This is a genomic window from Stenotrophomonas sp. STEN029, assembly GCF_056760015.1.
In genome coordinates this window covers 17534-42726 of record NZ_JBRREC010000035.1, presented here as the reverse complement: position 1 = coordinate 42726, position 25193 = coordinate 17534, and the positions used below count along the sequence as shown (strand labels likewise).

Annotated in this window: 16 protein-coding genes; 10 read left to right on the top strand and 6 right to left on the bottom strand. The window is 64.1% G+C overall.

Features of this window, described 5'->3' with window-relative positions; genetic code table 11:
- Positions 1–214: 214 nt before the first annotated feature.
- A complete protein-coding gene (locus ACVOLI_RS09800) occupies positions 215–2857 on the bottom strand; it encodes a hybrid sensor histidine kinase/response regulator (RefSeq protein ID WP_481534452.1) in 2643 nt (880 codons plus the stop codon).
- A 203-nt stretch (positions 2858–3060) separates the two neighbouring features.
- On the opposite strand from ACVOLI_RS09800, the gene ACVOLI_RS09795 reads away from it, so the two are divergent.
- Both ACVOLI_RS09795 and ACVOLI_RS09790 read left to right on the top strand, forming a co-directional pair.
- Positions 3061–4371, top strand: coding sequence for a dicarboxylate/amino acid:cation symporter (locus ACVOLI_RS09795; RefSeq protein WP_481534455.1), 1311 nt, complete (start codon positions 3061–3063; stop codon positions 4369–4371).
- Positions 4372–4605: 234 nt separating this feature from the next.
- A complete protein-coding gene (locus ACVOLI_RS09790; RefSeq protein ID WP_481534451.1) occupies positions 4606–6897 on the top strand; it encodes an NADP-dependent malic enzyme in 2292 nt (763 codons plus the stop codon).
- A 239-nt stretch (positions 6898–7136) separates the two neighbouring features.
- Here ACVOLI_RS09790 and ACVOLI_RS09785 read toward each other — a convergent pair whose 3' ends face one another.
- The gene (locus ACVOLI_RS09785) at positions 7137–7502 is read right to left on the bottom strand and encodes a helix-turn-helix transcriptional regulator (protein ID WP_296251386.1); all 366 of its coding nucleotides are present in this window, start codon (positions 7500–7502) and stop codon (positions 7137–7139) included.
- 399 nt (positions 7503–7901) lie between these two features.
- Between ACVOLI_RS09785 and ACVOLI_RS09780 the strand changes: the two genes are divergently transcribed.
- The 5 genes from ACVOLI_RS09780 to ACVOLI_RS09760 all read left to right on the top strand — a co-directional run bounded on the left by ACVOLI_RS09780 (position 7902) and on the right by ACVOLI_RS09760 (position 14901).
- Positions 7902–9053: an HlyD family secretion protein gene (locus ACVOLI_RS09780; protein ID WP_481534450.1), complete on the top strand. Its 1152-nt coding sequence runs from the start codon at positions 7902–7904 to the stop codon at positions 9051–9053.
- A 246-nt stretch (positions 9054–9299) separates the two neighbouring features.
- Positions 9300–11996 (top strand): M16 family metallopeptidase, encoded by a 2697-nt coding sequence (locus tag ACVOLI_RS09775; RefSeq protein WP_481534454.1) that lies wholly within the window; start codon positions 9300–9302, stop codon positions 11994–11996.
- A gap of 278 nt (positions 11997–12274) precedes the next feature.
- The gene (locus ACVOLI_RS09770; protein WP_282267169.1) at positions 12275–12472 is read left to right on the top strand and encodes a zinc-finger domain-containing protein; all 198 of its coding nucleotides are present in this window, start codon (positions 12275–12277) and stop codon (positions 12470–12472) included.
- A 10-nt stretch (positions 12473–12482) separates the two neighbouring features.
- Positions 12483–13595, top strand: a complete 1113-nt coding sequence (locus tag ACVOLI_RS09765; protein WP_481534449.1) for a glycosyltransferase — start codon at positions 12483–12485, stop codon at positions 13593–13595.
- The gene (locus tag ACVOLI_RS09760; RefSeq protein WP_481534448.1) at positions 13576–14901 is read left to right on the top strand and encodes an O-antigen ligase family protein; all 1326 of its coding nucleotides are present in this window, start codon (positions 13576–13578) and stop codon (positions 14899–14901) included. Before ACVOLI_RS09765 ends, ACVOLI_RS09760 begins: the two co-directional genes overlap by 20 nt.
- 13 nt (positions 14902–14914) lie before the next feature.
- On the opposite strand, the gene ACVOLI_RS09755 is transcribed toward ACVOLI_RS09760, so the two are convergent.
- Positions 14915–15835 (bottom strand): LpxL/LpxP family Kdo(2)-lipid IV(A) lauroyl/palmitoleoyl acyltransferase, encoded by a 921-nt coding sequence (locus ACVOLI_RS09755; RefSeq protein WP_481534447.1) that lies wholly within the window; start codon positions 15833–15835, stop codon positions 14915–14917.
- Between the two features lie 256 nt (positions 15836–16091).
- Here ACVOLI_RS09755 and waaA point away from each other — a divergent pair, with 256 nt between their 5' ends.
- Complete coding sequence (waaA, locus tag ACVOLI_RS09750; protein ID WP_481534446.1) at positions 16092–17399, top strand: lipid IV(A) 3-deoxy-D-manno-octulosonic acid transferase; 1308 nt, start codon at positions 16092–16094, stop codon at positions 17397–17399.
- Positions 17400–17806: 407 nt separating this feature from the next.
- Here waaA and ACVOLI_RS09745 read toward each other — a convergent pair whose 3' ends face one another.
- The 3 genes from ACVOLI_RS09745 to ACVOLI_RS09735 all read right to left on the bottom strand — a co-directional run bounded on the left by ACVOLI_RS09745 (position 17807) and on the right by ACVOLI_RS09735 (position 20633).
- Positions 17807–19165 (bottom strand): TolC family outer membrane protein, encoded by a 1359-nt coding sequence (locus tag ACVOLI_RS09745; protein WP_481534445.1) that lies wholly within the window; start codon positions 19163–19165, stop codon positions 17807–17809.
- A 20-nt stretch (positions 19166–19185) separates the two neighbouring features.
- On the bottom strand, positions 19186–19833 hold the full coding sequence (locus tag ACVOLI_RS09740) for a protein-L-isoaspartate O-methyltransferase family protein (protein ID WP_481534444.1): 648 nt from the start codon (positions 19831–19833) through the stop codon (positions 19186–19188).
- Positions 19834–19958: 125 nt separating this feature from the next.
- The gene (locus ACVOLI_RS09735; RefSeq protein ID WP_481534443.1) at positions 19959–20633 is read right to left on the bottom strand and encodes a TetR/AcrR family transcriptional regulator; all 675 of its coding nucleotides are present in this window, start codon (positions 20631–20633) and stop codon (positions 19959–19961) included.
- Between the two features lie 106 nt (positions 20634–20739).
- Between ACVOLI_RS09735 and ACVOLI_RS09730 the strand changes: the two genes are divergently transcribed.
- Both ACVOLI_RS09730 and ACVOLI_RS09725 read left to right on the top strand, forming a co-directional pair.
- A complete protein-coding gene (locus tag ACVOLI_RS09730; RefSeq protein ID WP_481534442.1) occupies positions 20740–21873 on the top strand; it encodes an efflux RND transporter periplasmic adaptor subunit in 1134 nt (377 codons plus the stop codon).
- A gap of 127 nt (positions 21874–22000) precedes the next feature.
- Entirely contained in the window at positions 22001–25162 is a 3162-nt protein-coding gene (locus ACVOLI_RS09725) for an efflux RND transporter permease subunit (RefSeq protein WP_481534441.1), read from the top strand.
- Positions 25163–25193 lie beyond the last annotated feature (31 nt).

Sequence of the window (25193 nt, the reverse complement as noted above, 5' to 3'; positions counted from 1 at the left end):
GCTCGGCAGCGGCCTTATCGGTAATGCCTCAGCCGAGCATGGCTCGGCACTACAGGTGACGGTTTGTCGGTAATGCTCCAGCCGAGCATGGCTCGGCACTACAGGTGACGGTTTGTCGGTAATGCTCCAGCCGAGCATGGCTCGGCTCTACAGGTAAGGGTTTATCGGTAATGCTCCAGCCGAGCATGGCTCGGCTCTAGCTTGCTGCGCGGCTTCAACTTCCACGCTGATACAGATGTGTCATCAGCGAACGCAATGCTGCGGTTCGCGCCTGTTTGGAGACGAAGCCCCAGTGGCGGTTGCGGGCGAGCTCGCGCAGGTCGGGGTCTTGCTCGGCGGTGAACAGGATCACGCCTGGCTCGCTGCCCCAGCGCTCCACCAGCAGTGGCAACAGGGCGGGGCCGCTGATGTCGCCCATGCGGACGTCCAACAGCAATAGATCAGGGATATTGTCGGCGCGCGTCGCCGCCTGCGCCGCATCGACGCCACCGGCGAACTCGACCTGGCAGCCCCAGCGTTCCAGCAGCAGGCGGGTGGCCAGGCTGATGCGTGGGTCATCGTCGATGCACCAGACCCGGCATCCTGCCAGCAGGGAATCCATCTGCGGCTCCTCCGGCGGGCTTACCGGCAGCGTGCCGCAGCCGACGTCGCCGCGTGGCAGGGTGACCGAGAACACGCTGCCGCGCCCGGGCGTGGAGCGCAGGCCGATGCGGTGATCCAGCAGGTGGGCGATGCGATCGACGATGGCAAGGCCAAGGCCGGCGCCGGGCTCTTCGCTGCCGGCGTTGTCGAGCCGACGGAACTCCTCGAAAATCTCCCGCTGGCGTGCTTCCGGTATACCGGTGCCGGTGTCATGTACTTCGATGCGCAGCTGCTCGCCATCGCGGCGACAACCGATCAGAATGCGACCGCTGCGGGTATAGCGCACGGCGTTGGACAGCAGGTTCTGCAGGATCCGTCGTAGCAGGGCCTCGTCGCTGCGCACCACCGCAGTGGTGGTTACATGGCTGACCAGCAGCCCGCGTGCATTGGCCAGAATGCCGAATTCGATGCTCAGTGCTTCCAGTAGTGGTTCCAGCGCGAAGTCGCCGACCCGCTTCTCAAGTGCGCCCGATTCCAGACGCGAGATGTCGAGCAGGCTGGTCAGGATGCCATCCTGCGCGGTCAATGCATTGTCGACGTTGTCTGCGATGTCGCGACTTGCGGCATCGGGCAGGCGGCTGCGCAGCGCCGACAGGAACATGCGCGCGGCATTCAGCGGCTGCAGCAGGTCGTGCACGGCGGCGGCAACCAAACGCGTCTTGGCCTGGTTGGCTTCTTCGGCGTCTCGTTTGGCACCGGCCAGGTCGTGGGTGCGTTCGCTGACCCGCAGGCTGAGTGTGTCGGCCAGTGAACGCAGGTCGCGGGCAGCGTTACGGTAGGCGGTGATATCGGTATAGCTGGTGACGAAGCCGCCATCCGGCAAAGGGTTGCCGCGGATCTCGATGACGTTGCCGTCGCCGCTTTCGCGCTCATGCATGTGCGGGGTGGCGGAGCGCAGGTGGTTGAGTCGGCGCTCGATGGCTTCCTCGACCGGGCCGGGGCCGAGCAGGCCACGGCGCGCGTTGTAGTGGAAGACGTCAGCGATCGGACGGCCAACCTGGATCAAACCCGGTGGGAACCGGAACAGCTCGATGTAGCGGCGGTTCCAGGCCACCAGGTTGAGCTGTGCATCGACCACGCAGACACCTTGTGGCAGGTGCTGCAGGCTGGCGCACTCGCCGTAATCGGCTGCATGGGCAGCATGCACGATGCCGTCCTGGGCGGTGCGCAGCTCCAACGCGTGGAGCTCGACCAGTTGTTCGAGCTCGCGTCGGCTGCGCTCGCGCAGGCGTGCCAGCCGTTGCCGCTGCCACAGCCCATAGCCGAGCAGAAGCACGGCAATCAGGCTGGCCATCACCGCACCGGCGAAGGTGCGCGCGCTATTGCTGCTGTTTGCCGTGCTGCGCAGCAGGTGCAGGTTCCAGCGCTGATGCGGCAGCGGCTGCGAGACCCAGATGACCTCACCTGCATCGGGCAGCTTCACCAACTGCTGGTTCGGCCCCAGCCGCTTGCCTGGCGAATGTTGCAGCAGCTGCTTTGGCAGATGGGTGTACTGGCGGGTGCGCAGCAGTTCTTGGCGGACGTCGTCATCCAGTTCCTGCAGGGCGAAATAGCGCCATGGCCGATGGCTGGACAGGAAGATCACGCCATTGCTGTCACTGACGAACACCGTGTCGGTGGTATCCGCCCAGGTCTGCTCCAGTGGTCGCAGGATGACCTTGACCACCACCACGCCGACTGGATTGCCGCTCTCGTCGCGCACCGCCTCGGACAGGAAATAGCCGGGCATGGCGGTGGTGATGCCCTCGGCATAGAAAGTGCCGCTGCCCTCGTGCATCGCCTGGCGGAAATAGGGGCGGAACTGGTAGTCATTGCCGACATTGTTGCTGCGGGGCATGCGCCAGTTGCTGGCGGCCAGGGCCACGCCATTGCGGTCCAGCAGGGTCAGGGTCGAGGTAGCGGCCACGCCATTGACGCGTTCGAGCTTGCGATTCAGGCGGTCCAGCTCGGCACGGCTTATCGTCGTCCGCGCCAGTGCATTGCGTACATCCGGGTCCAGCGCCAGCACCGCCGGCAGCACCCGGTGGCGTTCGATGAGTGCCTGCAGAGCCTCGCCATGCAGGTGCAGCTGGGTTGCCGCCCGTGCAGCATCGCTGGCAAGGCTGCTGCGCTCGAAATGGCGCAGCGCAGCCAGGCTGATCGCAGCGATGGCGAGCGCGGCGGCGAGCGGCAGCAGCCAGCGCATGCGGCGCCGATGTGTAGGAAAGAAGGGCATGGCTGCGATGGTCCGGCAGGGCTGCGGCGAGCGGCCATAGGTCTTGTCCGGTTATTGGTGTGATTGGTCCGAAAACGCTGATCCGGCACCGCTGGTGTGCTCCGCAGTAACACCAATGCGTTATCGGCGACGCGCGCTTTGGCGCGTAAAAAACCTCCAGTAGCGAATATCCGAGGTTTCCTGCCGTGCATGCCACTTCCGCCATTGTTGCCAGCCCGCATGCGCGGCTGCCGCTGTATCGCCAGCTTTACGTGCAGGTGCTGGTCGCGATCGCGCTGGGCGTGCTGCTGGGCCATTTCGAGCCGGTGTTCGCCGAGCAGCTGAAGCCGTTGGGTGATGCCTTCATCAAGTTGGTGAAGATGATCATCGCGCCGGTGATCTTCCTGACCATCGTCACCGGCATTGCCGGCATGACCCACCTGCGCAGTGTCGGCCGGGTATTTGCCAAGGCAATGGCCTACTTCATGTTTTTCTCCACCCTGGCGCTGGTGGTCGGCATGGTGGTGGCGCACGTGGTCCAGCCCGGCGCCGGCATGAACATCAATCCGGCTGATCTGGACCAGAGCGCGGTGGATGGATACGTGCAGCGCTCGCACGAGCTGAGCCTGGTTGGCTTCGCTTTGGACATCATTCCCAAGACCCTTGTCAGTCCGTTCGTGGGCGACAACATCCTGCAGGTGCTGTTCGTGGCGGTACTGTTTGGTATCGCCCTGGCCTCGGTCGGCGAGAAAGGGCGGCCGGTATTGGCGCTGCTGGATGCGCTGACCACGCCGGTGTTCAAGTTGGTCCACCTGCTGATGCGAGCCGCACCGCTCGGTGCGTTTGGCGCAATCGCCTTCACCATCGGCAAGTACGGCATCGCTTCGCTGGTCAATCTGGCCTGGTTGGTGGGCGCGTTCTACCTGACCTCGCTGCTGTTCGTGGTGGTGATCCTTGGGGCGGTGGCACGCCTTTGCGGGTTCTCGGTAGTCAAGCTGGCCCGCTACCTCAAGGCCGAGCTGTTGCTGGTGCTGGGTACCTCCTCGTCGGAGTCGGCGCTGCCGTCGTTGATGGAGAAAATGGAAAAGGCCGGTTGCAGCAAGTCCGTCGTGGGCCTGGTCGTGCCAACCGGTTACTCGTTCAACCTGGATGGCACCAACATCTATATGACGCTGGCGGCGCTGTTCATCGCTCAAGCGACCAATACCGAGCTGAGCCTGGGCCACCAGATAGCGCTGTTGCTGGTCGCCATGCTCAGCTCCAAGGGCGCGGCCGGGGTCACCGGCGCGGGTTTCATCACCCTGGCGGCCACCTTGGCGGTAGTGCCGGAGGTTCCGGTGGCCGGCATGGCATTGATTCTGGGCGTGGATCGTTTCATGAGTGAATGCCGCTCATTGACCAATTTCATCGGCAATGCCGTGGCAACCGTGGTGGTTTCGCGCTGGGAGGGCGGGCTGGACCGGCAGCGCCTGCGTCTGGTGCTGGACGGTGCAGAGCCGTCGGAGCTGCCTCCGTCCCCCTCGGTCAAGGCCTGAGGTTTACCTGTGTGTGCGTTTTTGCGCGGGGCTTGCCACCGAGCAGGCGGCCCCGCGACTTTTTTGGCGTCCCGAGCTTGTCATGCTCATGGCTGAAACTTGCGTGCACGCAGCGGTGTGGAAGGCTTGGAATTGTGCGGTTGCAGCATGAATGCGACAGCGTAGCGACAGGTCCAACTGCCTTAACGGCGTTATCATCTCCCGTCCTTCTTGCCCATTAGCGCTCACAACTCGATGTCCAACGAAGATTTCAAGCAGGCCGCCCTCGAATATCACCGGATGTCGCCGCCCGGCAAGATCAAGGTGGTGGCTACCAAGCCCATGTTGACCCAGCGTGACCTGTCGCTAGCGTATTCGCCGGGTGTGGCCCATGCCTGCGAAGCGATCATGGAAGACCCGGCCATGGCCAGCGAGATGACCGCGCGCGGCAATCTGGTCGGCGTGATCACCAATGGCACCGCGGTGCTGGGCCTGGGCAATATCGGCCCGCTGGCCGGCAAGCCGGTGATGGAAGGCAAGGGTGTGCTGTTCCAGAAGTTCGCCGGCATCGATGTGTTCGACATTGAAGTCAACGAGAACGACCCCGACAAGCTGGTCGAGATCATCGCCTCGCTGGAGCCGACCTTCGGCGGCATCAACCTGGAAGACATCAAGGCACCGGAGTGCTTCATCGTCGAGCGCAAGCTGCGCGAGCGGATGAACATCCCGGTATTCCATGACGACCAGCACGGCACCGCGATCATCGTCGGCGCCGCCGTGCTCAATGCCATGTGCATCACCGGCAAGAAGATCGAAGATGTCAAGCTGGCCACCACCGGCATGGGCGCGGCGGGTATCTCCTGCGTCAACATGCTGGTTTCGCTGGGTTTGAAGCCGGAAAACATCCTGGCCTATGACCGCGATGGCGTGATCCACACCGGTCGTACCGACCTGGACCCGGAAAAGGCCCGCTACGCCCGCGATACCGACAAGCGCACGCTGGCCGAGATCGTCGACGGGGCAGACATCTTCCTGGGCCTGTCGGCCGGTGGCATCCTCACCAAGGACATGGTCGCCAGCATGGCGCGTGACCCGGTGATCTTCGCCCTGGCCAACCCCTATCCGGAAATCCTGCCGGAAGACGCCAATTCGGTGCGCTCGGACGTGATCATGGGCACCGGCCGTTCGGATTACCCGAACCAGGTTAACAACGCGCTGTGCTTCCCTTACCTGTTCCGCGGTGCGCTGGACGTGGGCGCGACCACCATCAACGAAGAAATGAAGGTTGCCTGCGTGCGCGCGATTGCCGCGCTGGCCCGCAAGGAAGCCTCCGACCTGGGCGCCGCCTACGGCGGTGACGTGCCCAGCTTCGGCCGCGACTACGTGATCCCGCGTCCGTTCGACCGCCGCCTGCTGGTGGAGCTGTCCTCCGCCGTGGCCCAGGCCGCGATGGATTCGGGCGTTGCTACCCGCCCGATCGCCGACATGGGCGCCTACCGCGACAAGCTGGCCCAGTTCGTCTACCGCACCAGCCTGTTCATGAAGCCGGTCTATGACCGTGCGCGCTCGGACAAGCAGCGTGTGGTCTACGCCGAGGGTGAAGAAGAAGTGGTGCTGCAGGCGGTGCAGAACGTGATCGACGAAGGTGTTGCCTTCCCGATCCTGATCGGCCGTCCGGACGTGATCGAGGCCCGCATCGAGCGGCTGGCGCTGCGCATGCGTGCCGGTGTCGACTTCGAAATCACCAACATCAATGACGACCCGCGCTTCAACGAGTATTGGCAGTATTACCACGAGATGACCGGCCGCAAGGGCGTCACCGTGGCTGCCGCCAAGAACCTGATGCGTTCGCGTCCGACCCTTATCGCGGCGGTGATGGTTGCCCGCGGTGAGGCCGATGCGATGTTGTCTGGCCTGGTCGGCCGCTTCCACAAGAAGCTGGGCTATGTGCGCAGCGTGATTCCGCTGGAAGCCAAGGTCAGCTCGACCTCGGCGATGACCGGCGTGATCAACAACCAGGGCGTGTTCTTCTTCGTCGACACGCATGTGCAGGAAGACCCGAGCGTCGAGCAGATCGTCGAATCGACCCTGCAGGCGGCATATCGCATGAAGCTGTTCGGTATCGAGCCGAAGATTGCGCTGCTGTCGCATTCCAACTTCGGTAGCCACGATTCCAAGGACGCGCTGAAGATGCGTCAGGTACGTGCGGCGCTGCTCAAGCGCAACCCGCGCTTGAACGTGGATGGCGAAATGCAGGGCGACACCGCATGGGATGAAGCACTGCGCGAGAAACTGCTGCCCAACAGCACGCTCAAGGGCCGTGCCAACCTGTTCGTGCTGCCGAACCTGGAAGCGGCCAACATCGCCTACAACCTGGTGCGCGTGTTCACCAATGGCGTGGCGATCGGCCCGATCCTGATGGGCATGACCAAGCCGGTGCACATCCTCACCAGCAGTGCCAGCTCGCGCCGCGTGCTGAACATGACCGCGATTGCTGCGGTCGATGCGCAGATCCGCAAGCAGATGGAGGCCGACCGCGTGGGTTGATTGCCAACCCGCATGCGTCAAAGCAGAGCCGGCCTTGCGCCGGCTTTTCTTTTGCCGCTGATGCGAGAGCTGCCGATCTTTTGTAGGAGCGGCGTGAGCCGCGAAGCAGGCGCCCCGTCGGATGGAAGAATTGCCTGGTACCTTGGGAATGCCTGCTTCGCGGTTTACACAGCTCCCACAAGCAATGGCATGTGTGTCGGACAGGCGGCGCCGATTGAATTCCCGGTCGCCGCCGAACATCAGAACTGTGGAATCTTCTGCGCCTCCACTATCTGCAATACCAGTTTGCGGGTTGCGGCGCGGCAGGACCGATAGGCCAGCAGCAACCTCCGCTCCGATGGGTCGTCCACCAGCTCCGCGTTCTCGCCGGGTAGTGCAGCAGCGACTGCATCCAGTTCCCCTCGCCCCGTCGCCAGCCATTCAAACGAAACATCCGTCACCAGGGCAATGGTGATCAAACGCATCGTGCTGGGCGATATGCCCGTCGGGCTTTCCCAGTTTCCCACCGCGCTACGGCTTACTTTCAGTTGGCCAGCCAACTCCGCCTGCGTCATCTTCATCTTTCTCCGCGCTTTGCGGATGCGGATTCCCAGATGGTCATGCATAAATTTCTCCTCGAGCGTTGACCATGAGAGCCGACCAAAAGCCTAAGCCATTGCGAGCTTGCGCAGTCGGCAAAGACTTATTGTCAATGTTCATTACGTCCGTGGATTATCGGAACGAAACTCGTCATCGATATTGACGACTTTTGCCAATGTAAATTGCATCGTCCGCTGGCGTGGCGCGATGTCGTTAGGCTGCTGCGCTGGTGCTGATTGATGGCGGTTAGTCGTTGGTATAACGCTGACAGATTGATTGGCTTATTTCCTAAGTGTTGAGCCGTTGGTGCAGGCGTGGCGCAAACCGAATCGAATGAAAAACTGCAGGCTGTCGATCATCGCTGGTGGTCATGGATGGAATTCAAGCGGCCCGCAAAACTGTGCCTGTATTCAGCAGGTACATTCGTGCTGTTGGCTGTCGCGGCGATGACGTTTGCCATCCGCGGCGGCAATGAGGACGCAGTGGTGGTTGGTCGGCTGGTGCCTGTACAGGGAATGGCTACGGTGTTGGCGCCGACGGGAGGGGTTGTGCGCTGGCTGGATGCTGACGACGGCAAACGTGTGGTCGAAGGCGATACGTTGGCGTTGGTTGCTGCACCACGCGCGATGCCGGAACTGGGTGACGCCAACCTGGCGCTTGAGCATGGCCTGCAGCAGAAAGAGCAAAGTTTCGTGCTGGCACGCGATGCGTTCAAGGAGCAGTTGGCGGCGCAGGCAACAGGCCTGCATGAGCAGATGCAGGCAGCCCGTGCAGAGGCGCAACAGATCGCACTTGAGGTGGCTACGCGGCGGGAACAGATACGGCTCGCCGGCGATGTGTTGACCCGACGCCGGGAATTCGAAGCGGCATCCCCCGCGGGCCTTGCCGTCGCCGAGCAGCAGGAGGCGCTGCTGCTGGAGTACACAGTGCAGCTGCAGGCGCTACGCCGGCAGCAAGCCACCACGCAGCGCCTGATCGCGCAGCTGAGGCAAGCCATGCAGGAGTTGCCTGGGCGGCAGAAGGCCAATGACGCCACCTACGCGGAACATCTGGCGCAGTTGCGCCTGGATCAGGTTGAGAACGAAGCCAGTGCTGCGTTGCTGGTGAAAGCACCGGTAGATGGTGTCGTGGTTGCACGGTTGGTCAAGCCGGGGCAATCGGTGCAGCCAGGCCAGCCGCTGCTCAGCCTGCTGCCCGGCGATGGTCGGCTCGAGGCCGAGTTGATGGTGCCGGGGCGTGCGATCGGGGCAATGGCACCTGGTGATCGGGTAGTGTTGCGCTATCAGGCATTTCCGCACCAGAAGTTCGGTACGCAGCAGGGCACCATCGCGCACATCAGCCGGACGGCGGTTGACAGTGAGGAGGCCAGTTCCGCGGTGGAGCTGCCCGCAATGAAGGAGGCCTTCTATCGCGTGACCGTCGAGTTGGCCAACCAGGCGATCGTGGCCCATGGCCGCTTGGAGCCCCTCAAGCCGGGCATGATGCTGCATGCGCAGGTTACCGGCGAGCGGGAACCGTTGAGTGATCGTTTGCTGCAGCCCATGTATTCGTTCGGGGGCTGGTTGGGCGGGCGCTGATGGCTGGTGGTTGCACTGATTGCGGAGTCGTCCCGATTGGATGCATGCAGATGCCGGGTTCTCTGGTATGGCGTCACAGTATCGTCGGGTTTTGCGATGATTGGCGCTGGGGCCTGGCCGCATTCGACGCAACGTCGGGAGCACCACGCGTATGGGTTTGTGCGTTGATCGAGTATTGATGAGGACTGGATTCCGATGATGAAGCTTCCGTGTACTGGCTTGGCTATGGCGCTTTGCTTGGTATTGATGCCAGTGGCGCAGGCAAAGCCGGTCGTGGCGACGGTGCCCGCCAGTGTGCAGGCCGGCCCCTGCGTCGAGGGTGTGTGTGAGTACCGTTTGCAGAATGGCCTGCGCGTGCTGTTGTTTGCCGATGCCAGCAAGCCAACCGTTACCGTCAATCTGGTCTACGGCGTTGGCTCGCTGCATGAAAACTACGGCGAGACCGGCATGGCGCATCTGCTTGAGCACCTGATGTTCAAGGGCACGCCCAGGCACCCGGATATCCCGGCGGAAATGCAGAGGCGCGGGATCAGCAAGAACGCGACGACCTCATTGGATCGCACCAATTACTTCGCTTCGTTCCCGGCCAATGCCGACACCCTGGACTGGGTGCTGGGGATGGAGGCCGACCGCATGCTCAATGCCAAGGTGGCCAAGTCCGACCTGGACAGCGAGATGACGGTTGTCCGCAATGAAATGGAAGCAGGCGACAACAGCCCGATCGGCGTGCTGATGAAGCGCATGCGCTCGGTGGCTTTTGATTGGCACAACTACGCCAACATGCCGATTGGCGCGCGCTCGGACGTGGAAAACGTACCGATCGAGAACCTGCAGGCGTTCTACCGCACCTGGTACCAACCGGACAATGCCTTGTTGATCGTCGCTGGCCGCATCGACAACGAGCAGGTGCTGGCGCGGATTGCCGCGCATTTCGCACCGCTGAAGAAGCCCGCGCGGACCAAGCCCACGTTCCACACCGTTGAACCGGTGCAGGACGGTGAGCGCGAAGTCAGCGTGCGGCGCAGCAGCGATCTGTCGCTGATTGCCGCCAGCTATCACGTGCCGGCGCTGGCCCAGGCCGACAGCGCGCCACTGGCGGTGCTGGGCAATGTATTGGGGGACAACCCCAATGGCCGTCTTTACAAGGCGATGATGGAAACCAAGTTGGCGGCCTTTGCCGGCGCCAGCAGCGAAACCCTGCATGATCCGGGTTTGTTCACCCTGGTGTCGGTGCTGCCCAAGGACGGCGACCCGGACAAGGTGGAGGCCGAGTTGCTGAAACAGGCGGAGGCCATCGGCTCGGCGCCGGTCACCGACGCGGAAGTGACTGCCGCCAAGCAGCGTATCGGCAATGCCATCGACAAGCGCGCCAGCGACGTCAACGCGATGGCGATGGCCTTGTCCGAATACCAGGCCGCCGGCGATTGGCGCTTGCTGTTCGTGCAGCGCGATGCCATCGAAGGGGTGACTGCTGCCGACGTGAATCGTGTTGCAGCGGCGTATCTGAAGCCGCAGAACCGAACGCTCGGCCGCTTTGTACCTACCGCTGCGCCGGATCGTGCGGTGATTCCCGCGGCACCGGCAGTAGCAAGCCTGGTGGAGGGCTACAAGGGCCGTGCCGCCGTCAGCGCCGGTGAGGCCTTCGACCCCAGTGTCGAGAACATCGCCGCGCGTACAGAGAGTTTTGTCATCGGCGATGGCCTGCGGGTTTCATTGCTGCCCAAGCGCAATCGTGGGCAGACGGTGGTGTTGACCGCCACCTTCCGCTTCGCCGACGAGCAGCTCATTACCGGGCACGGCGAGGCCGGTAGCTGGGTCGGACCGATGTTGATGGCGGGCAGCACGCGCCTGGATCGCGGCCAGATCGCGGCCCGCTTTGATGCACTCAACACCCAGGCGCAGGTGAGTGGCGGTATGCAAAGTGCCAGCATCGGCCTGAACGGCAAGCGCGAAAGCCTGGTCGAGGCGCTGCGGCTGGCGGCCGATGTATTGCGGCACCCGGCCTTCCCGCCGGCCGAGTTCGAACAGCTGCGGCTGCAGGCGATCACCGGGCTGGAGTTCCAGCGCAAGGAGCCGGGAACCCAGGCATCGCTGGCCTTGAGCCAGTATTTCGATCCGTGGCCGGTTGGGCACCCGCTGCACGTGCAATCGATCGACGAGTCACTGGCCCGATTGAAGGCGCTCAAGCTGGAGGACGTGCGTGCTTATCACCGGGATTTCTACGGCACTGCGGAAGGTGAGATCGCGGTGGTCGGCGATTTCGATCCAGTGGCATTGAAAGCCGAGTTGCAGGCCTTGTTCGCGGACTGGAAGTCGCCCAAGCCCTATGCGCCGATCAGCACCCATTACCGGGATGTCGCGGCCACGCATGAACGCTTCGTCACTCCTGACAAGCCCAATGCGGTACTGCTGGCGCGGCAGAACATCTCGATCAACCTGGCCGATGCGGACTTCCCGGCGCTGAACATCGCCGTCGCCATCCTCGGTGGTGACCCGCTCAAGGCGCGGCTGGGCGATCGCATCCGCCAGAAGGATGGCCTGAGTTACAACGTCGGTGCCGGGCTGAGTGCCGACGAAAGTCGCGTGGGCCGTGATGACAACGGCAGCCTGAGCATCCAGGCCATCGCCGCGCCGGAGAACATGGGCAAGCTGGAAGCCGCGCTGCGTGAGGAGCTGGCCCGCTTGGTCGCCGACGGCATCACCGTGGAGGAGCTGCGCAGCGCGGTAGCCGAGAAGAAGGTGGCACGTGAGCAGTCACGGGCGGCCGATGGCGCCATCGCCGGGCTGTTGAGCAGCCATCTGTACTACGGCCGTGACATGACGTTTGAAGCGCAGCGCGATGCCGCCTATCAGGCATTGACGGTGGAACAGGTCAACGCCGCCATCCGCAAACACCTCAAGCCGGAGCGGCTGAGCGTATTTGTCGCCGGGGACTTCAAGTAACGACGGCGTCCGGCAAGCAGGCAAGGGGCGGTCGGCGGCCGCCCCGTTGCTGACTGCCATCGCTGGCGCCGGGCGTTGGCCGCGGCCTCCGCGGCGGTTCTGGCCGGCAGGACTACTGCCCGCTCGGCCCAGAGTGAAGCAGGGGCGGGGCAGGGCGACACTGCCCCGCTTGTGGCGGGGGAGCTGGCCGGTTTTTTGGCATCCACGCTGCTTCCAGGCGGCCGCATCGGCCCGGCGCTGCTAGAATTGCGCGGCCCCGTTTTTTTGTGAATGACGCCATGAGCCATACCGCCACCGCGCCCGCCAACGCCGAGAAGCGTTATACCGTGCACCGCGCTGACCTGCCGCTGAGCTGCCCGACGCCGGAAATGGCGCTGTGGAACTCGCACCCGCGGGTTTACCTGCCGATCGAGAACGAACCCAATGGCGAGGCTGCCTGCCCGTATTGCGGTTCGGTATTCGTACTGGCCGACTGATCGCTGACCGATGCGCCGTTTGACGGTGGTGCAGTTGCTGCCGGCGCTGCATTCCGGCGGCGTTGAGCGTTCCACGCTGGAAATTGCAGCGGCACTGGTGGCTGCCGGCCACCGGGCCATTGTCGTGTCTGCGGGTGGCCGCCTGGTGCAACCGCTGCTGGACAGCGGTGCCGAGCACCTGACCCTGGACATCGGCCGCAAGTCGCTGCTCACCCTGCGTCACGTGGCATCGCTGCGGCGCCTGTTCAGTGAAACCGGCGCCGACATCGTGCACGCCCGTTCGCGCTTGCCGGCCTGGCTGGGCTGGTATGCGTTGCGAGGGATGCCAGCCAGCCAGCGTCCGCACTGGATGACCACCATGCACGGGCTGAACTCGCCCGGGCGTTACAGCGGCATCATGGCCAGCGGCGAGCGGGTCATCTGTGTATCGCAGACCGTGCGTGACTATCTGCTTGAACACTATCGAGATGCCGATCCGGCCAAACTGCGGGTGATACCGCGCGGTGTGGACGTGGCCCAGTTCCCGCGCGTGGAGCGCAGCGACCGTCGACCGCGCCTTGCCGTGGCCGCGCAGCATCCGCAGCTGGGCACGCAGGCGCCGTTGTTGTTGTTGCCCGGGCGCGGCACCCGCCTCAAGGGCCATGCGCACGCCTTGCAGCTGTTGGCAGCCTTGCAACGCGACGGCCAACCGGCAATGTTGTGGATGCCCGGTGTACGCGAGCCCGGACGTGAAGCCTATGTGCGCGAGCTGGAACAGCTGGCACTGGCGCTGGGTGTAGCCGATCACATCGTGTTGAGTGAACCCACCGCCCGCATCGCCGAAGCCTATGCTGCCAGCGATCTGGTTCTGCAGTTGTCGGACAAGCCGGAGGCATTCGGCCGCACTGTGCTGGAAGCGCTGTCGGTAGGTCGTCCGGTGGTGGGCTGGAACCATGGCGGCGTGGGTGAGTTGCTCAACCAGCTGCAGCCGTCCGGCGCTGTCCAACACGGTGACCTGCGGCAGCTGACGCAAGGCGTGCTGCAACTGCTGCAGAACCCACCGTCGCTTCCGCGACGGATTCCCTATACGTTGCAGTCCATGCAGCGCGCGACCCTGGATGTCTATGCAGAACTTGGTAACTGATCGGCCTAATGCAGTGGCACCGCGTCAGCCGGGCTGGTGGGCGCCGATCTGGGTCATCACTTACGTCGCCCTGTTGCCGTTGCCGGGTATCGCCGAGTCGGTGCTGGTGTTGGGTGCCTTGTTCACCGTGCTGCGCTTGCTTTTGCTGCGGCTGAAAGAAGGCGACGGCATCCGCAGCCTGTTGGGCGTACCAGCCTTGGCACTCACCAGCGTGCTGTTCTGTGCGTACTGGTTGCCGCAGCTTGGCTCGGCGATAGGCGCCGAGGACCCGGGTAAAGTCTGGGGCAAGGTTGCCGCAGGGCTGCGCTACCTGCCTTTCATGTGGCTGGTGGCCATCGCAGTAGGTACCAACCAGCGGCGCCGCACCGCCTTTACCGGCCTGGCGGTGGTCACCGGGTTGTGGACGCTCGATGCCTTGCTGCAGGCTGCACTGGGGACCAGTCCCTTGTTCTGGGGCCTGGATCAGCTCAAGTGGCTGAGTAGCGGGCACGGCCTGTGCACCGTGCAGGAGATTGCCGCGGCTGATCGCCTGCCCGGCGTCTTCGGGCCGTGCAATCTGAAATTCGGCCAGGTGCTGGCCAGCCTGTCACCGCTCCTGCTGTTCGTTGTCGGCGCACGTTTTGGACGGTGGGGCTGGTTGCTGAGCGCCGCCGCTGTCGGCGTGGTGCTGGTGCTTGCTGGTTCGCGGGCTTCACTGATTACCTATGCGCTGGTCCTGCTGATCTCTGGTTGGCGCTTGTTGGGCGCCAAGTGGATGCTGCTGGTGATGCTGGCTGGCGTTGTCGGCATAGGCGCATTGACGGCCGGCTCGGCTCAGGTGCGTGAGCGCTTTGCGCGTACCGCGATGGCGTTCAGCGGCGGCGCCAGCGGGGTCAATGAGGCGCTGTCCGGTCGCAGTCAGATCTGGTCGGCGGCGCTGTGCATGGTGCGCGAGCACCCGATAAACGGTGTCGGTGCTCGTGGTTTCCGCGATGCCTATCCGGGCTGCAACCCATACCCTGAGCAGAAACCGGTATGGGGCGAAGGCCCGGCCCTGCATGCCCACCAGATCCTGCTGGAGATCCTTGCCGAGACCGGTGTGCTTGGATTGTTGCTGTGGATCGCCGGTGCGGCAATGGCGCTGCGTGCCTGGATCTATTCCGGAGCACAGGCGCGTGATCGGGCGCGTCCGGCCGCGCTGGCCTTGGCGGTGACGGTGTTCCCGCTCAATACCCACCTGGCGTTCTACTCCGCCTTCTGGGGTGGGCTGACGGTATTGCTGGCGGCACTGTATGCCGGCGCCTTGCTGGCCGAGCAAGGCGACTGAAGCTGCAGCCGCTTCAGTCGTAGAAGTGGCTGCGGCCTTCGGGCTGGCGCTTGAAGCGGCGGTGGATCCACAGGTATTGGGTCGGGGCTTCGCGCACCATCTGTTCGATGGCGGCGTTGACCTGTGCGGTGTCGGCAACCGGGTCGTCGGTGGGGAAGTCGGGCAGGGGCGGCGCGATCTTCAGCACGTAGCGGCTGCCTTCGCGCCGATGGAAGTAGGGGACCACGGCACAGCCGGTCATCCGCGCGAACTGGTGGGTGGCGGTGATGGTGGAGGCCTGCATGCCGAAGAACGGCACGAAGACCGAGTCCTTGCCGCGCATGTCCTGATCCGGCGCGTACCACAGAAAACCGCCTTTCTTCAGGTGACGAACGGTGGCGCGGATGTCTTCGTTGGCGAACATCGCGCAGGCGTATTTCAGCCGGCCGCTCTTCACCGCCCATTCCATCACCGGGTTGCGGTACTTGCGGTACATGCCGGCCAGCGGCACGTGATCACAGAGTAGGCGGCCGCACATTTCCAGGGTCATGAAATGGCCTGATACCAGCAGCACGCCGCGCCCTTCGGCCTGCAGTGCCTTGAGATGCTCCAGCCCTTCCCATTGCACCTGCGGGCGGATCACGTCGATCTTGCCCCACCAGGCACGGGCAAATTCAAATATGCCCACGCCGAGTGCGTCGAAGCTGTCACGCAGCAGCCGCTGCCGCCAGGCCTCGTCCTGCTCCGGGAAACACAGCCTGAGGTTGACCTCGGCGGCATGGCGGCGGCTGCGAGCCAGGTGCAGGGCCAGCCAGCCGATGCCGCGGCCCAGGGCACGTTGCAGTATCCACGGCAGGCGCGCGGCGATGAAGGCGATGCCTAGCCAGGCAAAGGTGGGCCAGTGACGTGGCTGCAGCAGCGAAGGCCGGGTGGCGGTAGTGGGTGAATCGGACATGGGTCGATTCTAAGCCACGGGGATGATGGCGGGCGTGGATGGAGTTTGCTGGAGTGGGTGGGGAGGGTGCGGAGTGGGCGAAGGCGAGAAGCAACGGCACCCCTCCCCGGTCCTCCCCTGCGCTTTGCGCAAGGGAGGAGGCGAAAAGCAACGGCACCCCTCCTCAGTCCTCCCCTGCGCTGTGCGCAAGGGAGGAGGCGAGGCGAGGCGGGTCTTCGTCTCGCGTAATTCCGGCGTTCTCCCGTATCCTTCGCCGATGCGTAAGGATCCGATCGAGCTACTGCTGCGCGGCGTTTATTCCGCCGTGCTCTATCTGTTGCTGCCCATCACCGTCTATCACCTGGTATGGCGCGGGTTTCGCGTGCGCGAATATTTCCGTCGCTGGGACGAGCGTTACGCCTCGTACCCGGACAGTGGCAGCCAGCCGCGGGTGTGGTTGCACGCGGTGTCGGTGGGCGAGGTCAATGCGGCAGCGCCGCTGGTCAATGCCTTGCGGGCGCAGCGTCCGGATATCCGCTGGATCATTACCACCATCACCCCGACCGGTTCGCAGCGCGTGCGCGCGCTGTGGGGCGATGCGGTGGATCACGTGTATCTGCCGTATGACGTGCCCGGCAGCGTCAGCCGGTTTCTCGAGCACTTCCAGCCCAGCCTGGCGCTGATCCTGGAGACGGAGCTGTGGCCGAACATGTTGTTCGGATGCCGTGATCGTGAGATCCCGGTGTACATCCTCAATGCGCGCCTGTCGGCGCGTTCGTTGAAGGGTTATCGCGTGCTCAAGGCACTGGTTGGGCGCGCGCTGCGCACGGTGACCTGCGTCGCCGCACAGTCGCAGGCCGACGCCGAACGTTTCGTCGAGCTCGGCGCATTGCCCGAACAGGTGCAAGCCCTCGGCAATCTGAAATTTGATATTCATCCGCCAGATCCGACGGCGGTGCTGCAGGCATTCCACCATCACGTGGCAACCACGAGGCCAATATGGATTGCTGCCAGCACCCACGAGGGTGAGGAGCAGGCGGTGATCGAGATTCATGCGCGTTTGCTGAAGCAGCATCCGGATGCCTTGCTGCTGTGGGCACCGCGTCACCCCGAACGTTTCGCCAAAGTGGAAGCCCAGGCGCGCGAGGCGGGCTGGCGCGTGGCTACGCGCAAGGCGCAGCAATGGCCGGGTGCCGATGCGCAGGTATTCGTGATCGATACCCTGGGTGAGCTGATGGCGTTCTATGCCTGTGCGCAGGTGGCATTCGTCGGTGGCAGCCTGCAGGCCATTGGCGGCCACAATCTGCTGGAACCGGCGGCAATGGGTACGGCCGCGGTTACCGGCCCGCACCTGCATAACTTCGCCGAGATCTCGCGGCGGATGGATGAGGCTGGAGCGCTGTGCATCTGTGCTGGTGCGGCGGAAGTGGGTGCAGCGGTGTCGCGTCTATTGCAGGACGAGGCCGAGCGCGAGCGCATGGTGCAGGCCGGACGTGCACTGGTCGCCAATGGCCGTGGCGCGCTGGAGCATACGATTGCGTTGATCACACCGCAGTTGCCACCGGCGAGTGAGCCTGCGTCGTAGCCCTTTACCCGCTGCCATGGCGGTGATTGTCTGTGGGAGCGGCGTAAGCCGCGAAGCTGGTCTGGCTGAAGCCTCGGGCTTCTGTGCCATCTGATGATGTTTCGGCTTCGCGGCTTACGCCGCTCCCACAAAAGAAAGAAAAGCGATGCCGCTTGCGTAGCCCGGCTAAGCGCAGTGCACCCGGGGTATGCCGGGTTTGTTGTAGGAGCGGCGTAAGCCGCGAAGCTGACGGTGTTCGAAGTCTTGTCGCCAATGCGGGCTGATGCTGTGCGTGCTTCGCGGCTTACACCGCTCCTACAAAAGAAAGAGAAGCGAAGCCGATCGGGTGAAGGCGATCGCGAGCAGTGTTCCAGAAACAAGAAAGGCGGGCCGAGGCCCGCCTTTCTGTATTGCGCTTCTGCGCGGCGTTACTGCACGTTGTTCGGCTGCAGCTTGGAAGCGGCATCCACCGTCAGCAGGCGGTTGATGTCCTGGACCTCATTGATTTCCAGATCACCGATGGCCTGGCTCAACTGCAGGCGGGCCAGCAGGAAGTTGTAACGGGACTGAGCGTAGTCCACCTGGGCCTGGAACAGGGTGCGCTGGTTCTGCACCACGTCCAGCACGGTACGGGTGCCGACTTCCAGGCCGACCTGCGAGGCGTCGTAGGCGCTTTGTGCCGAGACTACGGTCAGGCGACGCGCTTCCACTTCACTGATACCAGCCACCAGCGCTTGGTAGGCATTGCGGGTATTGCGGTCCAGGGCGCGCTTCTGCTGCTCGAAGGTGTCCTGGGCGATATCGCGACGGGCCAGCGCCTGGCGCACGCCGGACTGGGTGGCACCACCGGCGAAGATCGGCACATTCAGGGTCAGGCCGATCGAGTTGGTGGTGGCATCCGGAGCAGCAGTGCCGCTGCCGGTGGTGTCGCCCCAACGCGCACTCTTGCCCCAGCTGCCGCCCAACGACAAGGTCGGGTAGTGGCCGCCACGGGCGGAGGAGACGTTGGACTCGGCGGCGCTGACCTGCAGCTCCTGCGCCTTCAGCGCCGGGTTGCGCGAGACCGCATCGGCGACCAGTTGGTCGACGTTGCCGCGGTTGGCCGGCAGTTCCGGGCGGAAGTCGACCGGCAGGCCGCGCACGTCGCGCACCGGCTGGCCGGTCAGCTCGGTCAGCGCCTGGTAGGCGTCTTCCAGTGCATTGCGGGCAAGGATGGTGTTGGCGCGGGCCTGGTCGTACTGGGCACGGGCTTCGTGCATGTCGGTGATCGGTGCCAGGCCTACTTCCAAGCGTTTGTCGGCGTAGTCGAACTGCTTCTTGGCAGCGGCTTCGTTGGTCTCGGCGGCAGTCAGCGATTCAATGCCGACCAGCACGTTGAAGTAGGTGGTCGCGGTACGCACCACCAGTTCATCATTTGCCGATTCCAGGGTGAAGTCGGCGGCTTTGCTGACGTCGCGCTGCGCGCGCAGGTTGGCGAACTGGCTCCAGTTGAACAGGGTCTGGCTGCCGTTGATGCCGTAGCTGCGGGTCTTGGAGGTGGAGCTGCCGCTGATGTCGTCGTAGTTGGTGCGGGTACGGTTCAAGGAAGCCTCGCCGCCGATCTGCGGCAGCAACGCGGCACGTGCCTGTACCGCGCCTTCCTTGTCGAACAGGCGGGTGGACTCGGCCGCAGCCAGCTGCGTGTCACCGTTGCGGGCCATTTCGTAGACCTGCAACAGGTCGGCGGCATGGGAAGTCAGCGGAGTGAGGGCGACTGCCAGCGCAAGGGTGAGGGATCGGCGGATCATTGCGGCTTCCTTGGACGGTTTTAGAGTTGGAATTGCGGTGCGGGCGCAGCGCCCTGCAGATAATCAAGATCGGTTTCGAACAGCGAGGCGGTGCTGCCATCGGCCTGGACCAGCACCGCTTCCATCACCGGCGAGACGCCGCGGATGGCAAACAGGCGGCCGCCGCTGCGCAGCAGCTTCAGCAGTTCCACCGGAATGGTTTCTACCGCACCGGTGATGCAGATGGCGTCGAACTGACGCTGGCTCTGCCAATTCAGGCCATCGGCCACTTCAATGCGGACATTGCTGCCCAGCTTGGCGGCGTCCAGGTTCTGGCGGGCACGCTCGGCCAGTTCGGGCTGGATTTCCAGGCTCAGCACTTCGCGGGCCAGCTGGCCCATGCAGGCGCTCAGGAAGCCGCTGCCGGTGCCGATTTCCAGCACTTCGTCGGTCGGCTGCAGATCCAGTGCCTGCAAGGTACGGCCTTCGATGACCGGCTTCATCATCTTCTGGCCGTGACCCAGCGGCAGCTCGATATCGGCATAGGCCAGGGCACGGTGCGATTCGGCGACGAAGGCTTCACGCGGCAGGCGGGCCAGCACGTCCAGCACGCGGACCTCCAGCACATCCCAGGGCCGGATCTGCTGTTCAACCATCATTTCGCGGACGTGGGAGTAATCGATCGTCATGGGAAGCTCATCATTCCAGCGCAGTGGGCCGGCCATTTTACCGGTTACCAGACACAAAGTACGGGTCCAACATTGCGGCGAGGGCCGCGTTGGACGCAGTGCCGGAAGTCATTCGCACCTCCGGTTCATTCAGCTTGCGGGCGCGGGCCGTAGGCGCGCAGGAAAAAATCAACGCTGGCGGCAATATGCACGTCCACATTGAGCTGGTCCGGGGCGGTGCACAGGCCACACATCATATGTGCATGGACCTCGCCCTTGATCAGGCAGAAGAACTGCCGGGATGCCAGGGGCAGGTCGTCGATGTCGAGCTGGCCACGGGCAACGCGGGCGCCGAGGAACTCGGTGAGCGCGGATTCGGTACGGGCTGGGCCGGCCTGCCAGAACATCTGCCGGACCCGGTCATCGGTATCCGGGGTCATCATCATGCGCTGGGTGGCGATGGCCGCGTCACTGCTGATCAGGGCAAAAAACGCGTGGCCGATGCCCTGCAGCTGGCCGCGCAGCGGCGCCTCGTTGTCGGTGACAAACAGCTCATCAGGCATCATTTCCACGCACTTGGCCTGGATCGCCTCGCTGAACAAGGTGTCCTTGTCGCCGAAATGGCTGTAGACCGTCAGCTTGGAGGCACTGGCGCGGGCGGCAATCTCGTCCATGCTGACGCCATTGAAACCCTGCTCGATGAACAACTCCTTGGCTGCGTCCAGGATGGCCGCACGCTTGCCCAGGTCCTTGGGGCGACCCGGACCGGAACTGCGTTGCGCCGACGTGGCGGGCGCTGGGGAGGGTTTTTTCGGAGACATCCGGTAATACTAGACCAGCTGGTTCGATATTTATACTATACCGATGCGTTTAGTAATGGCGGTGAAATCCCGTCTCCTCTTCCCCCTTGCGTCAGCGACCTTATTTATGACCCACCTTCGATGGATTGGCTGTTGCCTGCTGTTGCCCTTGCTTGCTGCCTGCGGCAAGCCCGAATCCGTGCCCGTGCATGCTGTACCCGTGTTGGTGGAGCACCCGGCCGGCAATGGCGGGGTGGCGGTCGGCGCCTATCCGGGCGAGGTGCGTGCGCGCGAGGAAACCGCGCTGTCCTTCCGCGTCGGCGGCAAGCTGCTGCGGCGTGAGGTCGATGCCGGCCAGCGGGTCAGCAAGGGACAGTTGCTGGCCGAACTGGATGTTGCCGACTACAACCTGCAGGCACGTGCGGCGCAGGCACAGTTCGCTGCCGCCGAAGCTGACCTGGTGCGTGCCCGCGACGAGCACAAACGCTATCAAACGCTGGCCAGCCAGCAACTGGTCAGCCAGTCGGCGCTGGATGCGCAGACCGCTGCCCTGAAAGCAGCGCAGGGCCAGGCCGATGCGGCGCGGGCCAATCTCGATGTTGCGCGCAACCAGTCCGGCTACGCCCAACTGCATGCACCGGAAGGCGGGATGATCGCCAGCCGCGAGGCCGAGGCCGGGCAGGTGGTTGCCGCCGGCCAGACCATTTACACGATGGCCGCCGACGGCGCACGCGAAGTCGCCATTGCATTGCCGGAAAGTGCGATCCGCGACTTCAGCGTTGGCCAGGCGGTCGAGGTCGAGTTGTGGAACCAGGAAGGCAAGCGTCTGTCGGGCAGCATCCGCGAGATCGCCGCCGCTGCCGATCCGCAGGCGCGTACCTATGCCGCGCGGGTCAGTCTGGCTGCCGAAGCATTGGATACGGTTGAACTGGGCCAGAGCGCGCGGGTGTTCATCGCCCACGGCAAGCAAGGCGTGATGAGCGTGCCGCTGGCCGCGGTGCAGGCGGGCAAGCAGCCGCAGCAGGCCAGCGTGTGGGTGGTGAACCCTGCCGATGGCAAGCTGCAGGCGCGCGCGGTGACGCTGGGTGCCTACGGCCCGGACAGCGTTCCGGTGTTGGCGGGCTTGAAGGCCGAGGATTGGGTGGTTGCCGCCGGTGGCCATCTGCTGCGCGAGGGCCAGCCAGTGACTGCCGTGGACAGGAGCAACCGACCCATCGAATTTGGCGCACCGAAGAAGGCTGCGTCGGAGGGCTCGCGATGAGCCTGTCGAAATCTCATATGTGCGACACCTTCGCCCTTCCCCCGGCGGGGGAAGGGAACGGGATGGGGGCTGACGCTCGCGGCAATGCCGAGCGGCGCTGGATCCGCGCTGAAAAGGAGAGTGAGGCGTGAAACGCTTCAATCTCTCCGAATGGGCGCTCGGTAACCGCCCGCTGGTGTTGTTCATGATGATCGCCATGGCGATCATCGGTGCCTGGTCGTACAAGCACCTTGGCCAATCCGAAGATCCGCCGTTCACCTTCAAGGCGATGGTGGTGCAGACCATGTGGCCGGGCGCCACCGCCGAGCAGGTGTCCAAGCAGGTCACCGAGCCGATCGAAAAAGCGTTGATGAACACCGGCGAATTCGAATTCATCCAGGCCTATTCGCGCCCGGGGGAGTCGCAGGTGATCTTCATGGCGCGCGACTCGATGCCGTCCAAGGACGTGCCCGAACTGTTCTACCAGGTGCGCAAGAAGGTCGGCGACATCCATTCGCAGCTGCCAGCCGAAGTGATCGGGCCGTTTTTCAATGATGAGTTCGGTGACACCTTCGGCAATATCTATGCGCTGACAGGCAAGGGTTTCGACTATGCCTTGATGCGCGACTATGCCGATCGCATCCAGCTGCAGCTGCAGCGCGTGGATGACGTGGGCAAGGTCGACCTGCTCGGCCTGCAGGACGAGAAGGTATGGATCCAGCTGTCCAACACCAAGCTGGCCACGCTGGGCGTGTCGATGCAGCAGGTGCAGCAGGCGCTGGCGCAGCAGAACGCGATTGCCCCGGCCAGCTGGTTCGAGACGCCGACCGATCGCGTGCAGTTGCGCGTCAGCGGTCAGTTCACTTCCGTCGAAGACATCCGCAACTTCCCGATCCAGGCCGGTGATCGCAGCGTGCGGCTGGGCGATATCGCCGAGGTGAAGCGTGGCTTCGCCGATCCGGCCTCGGCCAAGATGCGCTTCATGGGTGAGGACGCCATCGGTATTGCCGTGGCGATGAAGAACGGCGGTGACATCCTCAAGCTGGGCAAGACCCTGGACAACGAGTTCGAGCAGCTGCAGAAGACGCTGCCGGCCGGCATGCAGCTGCGCAAGGTCTCCGACCAACCGCATGCGGTGAAGGAATCGGTGGGCGAGTTCGTCAAGGTGCTGACCGAGGCGGTGGTGATCGTGCTGCTGGTGAGCTTCTTCTCGCTGGGCTGGCGTACCGGCCTGGTGGTGGCGGTATCGATCCCGCTGGTGCTGGCGATGACGTTCTTCGTCATGCATCAGTTCGACATCGGCCTGCACAAGATTTCGCTGGGCGCGCTTGTGCTTGCGCTGGGTCTGCTGGTGGACGACGCGATCATCGCGGTGGAGATGATGGCCACCAAGATGGAGCAGGGCTACGACCGTCTGCGTGCGGCCAGCTTTGCCTGGACATCCACCGCTTTCCCGATGTTGACCGGCACCTTGATCACCGCGGCCGGCTTCCTGCCGATTGCCACCGCGGCTTCGAGCACCGGTGAATACACGCGTTCCCTGTTCCAGGTGGTGACGATCGCGCTGGTAGTGTCGTGGATCGCCGCGGTGCTGTTCATTCCCTATCTTGGCGACAAGATGCTGCCGGACCTGCACAACCCGCAGCCGCCCAAGCCGGGCAGTATTGCCGGGCGCTGGCATGCGCTGCGGCTGCGCTGGGCCGACCGCAATCCGGCCGTGGCCAACCTGATCAAGCCGAAGGAGCTGGCGCACGACCATGACCCGTACAAGAGCGCGTTCTACCAGCGCTTCCGGGTGTTCCTGGATGCCTGCCTGCGTCGTCGCTGGCTGGTGATCCTGGCCACGGCGGGCCTGTTCGTGTTCTCGCTGGTGATCTTCCGCTTCGTGCCGCAGCAGTTCTTCCCGGATTCAACCCGGCCCGAGCTGATGGTGGATATCGAACTGGCCGAAGGCGCGTCGCTGACTGCCACCCAGGCACAGGCGCAGAAGTTCGAAGCGCTCATCAAGGGGCACAAGGGCGTGGCCAACTTCGTCGGCTATGTCGGCAACGGCTCGCCGCGCTTCTACCTGCCGTTGGACCAGCAGTTGCCGGCCACCAACTTCGCCCAGTACGTGGTGCTGGCCGAGGACACCAAGGCACGCGAGGAGCTGCGTGATTGGTTGTTGACGGAGGTCGTGCCCAAGTTCGGTGATGTGCAGCTGCGTGTTACCCGGCTGGAGAACGGCCCGCCGGTTGGCTACCCGGTGCAGTTCCGTATTTCCGGCGAGCATATCGAGCGCGTGCAGGCGATTGCCGCGCAGGTTGCGGAAAAGGTGCGGCAGAACCCGCATACCACCAACGTCAACCTCAACTGGAGCGAACCGAGCAAGGTGGTGCGCCTGGTGGTGGACCAGGACCGTGCCCGCGTATTGGGCGTGAGCAGTGCGCAGATCGCGCAGTTCCTGACCAGCTCGCTGTCAGGCATGAGCGTGAGCACCTACCGCGAAGGCAATCGCCAGATCGGCATGTTGCTGCGTGGCCCGGATGATGAGCGTGCGCGTCTGGACATGCTGGGCAGCCTGGCCATCCCGACCGCCAGCGGCAAGTCGGTGTCGTTGTCGCAGGTGGCCAAGCTGGAATATGCCTTCGAAGACGGCATCATCTGGCACCGCGACCGCCTGCCAACCGTCACCGTGCGTGCCGACATCGGCGACAGCATGCTGCCGGTCGGCGTGGTCGAGCAGATCGTGCCGACCTTGAGTGACATCCGCGACGCCCTGCCCAGTGGCTATCTGCTGGAAACCGGCGGCACCGTCGAGGACTCCGCGCGCGGGCAGAACTCGATCAAGGCTGGCATGCCGCTGTTCCTGGTGGTGGTGGCGACCTTGCTGATGGTGCAGCTGCGCAGCTTCTCGCGGGCGGCGATGGTGTTCATCACCGCACCGCTGGGCATCATCGGCGCGACCTGGTTCCTGCTGCTGTTCCAGGCGCCGTTCGGCTTCGTGGCGATGCTGGGCACGATTGCACTGGCCGGCATGATCATGCGCAACTCGGTGATCCTGATCGACCAGATCCAGCAGGACATCGATGCCGGCCATGACCGCTGGCACGCCATCATCGATGCCACCGTGCGCCGCTTCCGGCCTATCGTGCTGACCGCGCTGGCGGCGGTGCTGGCGATGATCCCGCTGTCGCGCAGTGCCTTCTACGGCTCGATGGCGATCTCGATCATGGGCGGGTTGATCGTCGGCACGGTGCTGACCCTGGTGTTCCTGCCTGCGCTGTATGCGGCCTGGTTCCGGGTGCGCCCGGACGAGGCCAGTCACTGAGCGGCGCGCTGTGAGCCGTCGTCGCCAAGGC

Bases quoted from the DNA above. Each gene is read 5' to 3' on its own strand.
- ACVOLI_RS09755 (WP_481534447.1), bottom strand. From the start codon at position 15,835: ATGTCCGATTCACCCACTACCGCCACCCGGCCTTCGCTGCTGCAGCCA.
- ACVOLI_RS09770 (WP_282267169.1), top strand. From the start codon at position 12,275: ATGAGCCATACCGCCACCGCGCCCGCCAACGCCGAGAAGCGTTATACC.
- ACVOLI_RS09790 (WP_481534451.1), top strand. From the start codon at position 4,606: ATGTCCAACGAAGATTTCAAGCAGGCCGCCCTCGAATATCACCGGATG.
- ACVOLI_RS09760 (WP_481534448.1), top strand. From the start codon at position 13,576: ATGCAGAACTTGGTAACTGATCGGCCTAATGCAGTGGCACCGCGTCAG.
- ACVOLI_RS09730 (WP_481534442.1), top strand. From the start codon at position 20,740: ATGACCCACCTTCGATGGATTGGCTGTTGCCTGCTGTTGCCCTTGCTT.
- ACVOLI_RS09800 (WP_481534452.1), bottom strand. From the start codon at position 2,857: ATGCCCTTCTTTCCTACACATCGGCGCCGCATGCGCTGGCTGCTGCCG.
- ACVOLI_RS09765 (WP_481534449.1), top strand. From the start codon at position 12,483: ATGCGCCGTTTGACGGTGGTGCAGTTGCTGCCGGCGCTGCATTCCGGC.
- ACVOLI_RS09740 (WP_481534444.1), bottom strand. From the start codon at position 19,833: ATGACGATCGATTACTCCCACGTCCGCGAAATGATGGTTGAACAGCAG.
- ACVOLI_RS09735 (WP_481534443.1), bottom strand. From the start codon at position 20,633: ATGTCTCCGAAAAAACCCTCCCCAGCGCCCGCCACGTCGGCGCAACGC.
- ACVOLI_RS09745 (WP_481534445.1), bottom strand. From the start codon at position 19,165: ATGATCCGCCGATCCCTCACCCTTGCGCTGGCAGTCGCCCTCACTCCG.
- ACVOLI_RS09775 (WP_481534454.1), top strand. From the start codon at position 9,300: ATGCCAGTGGCGCAGGCAAAGCCGGTCGTGGCGACGGTGCCCGCCAGT.
- ACVOLI_RS09785 (WP_296251386.1), bottom strand. From the start codon at position 7,502: ATGCATGACCATCTGGGAATCCGCATCCGCAAAGCGCGGAGAAAGATG.
- waaA (WP_481534446.1), top strand. From the start codon at position 16,092: ATGCGTAAGGATCCGATCGAGCTACTGCTGCGCGGCGTTTATTCCGCC.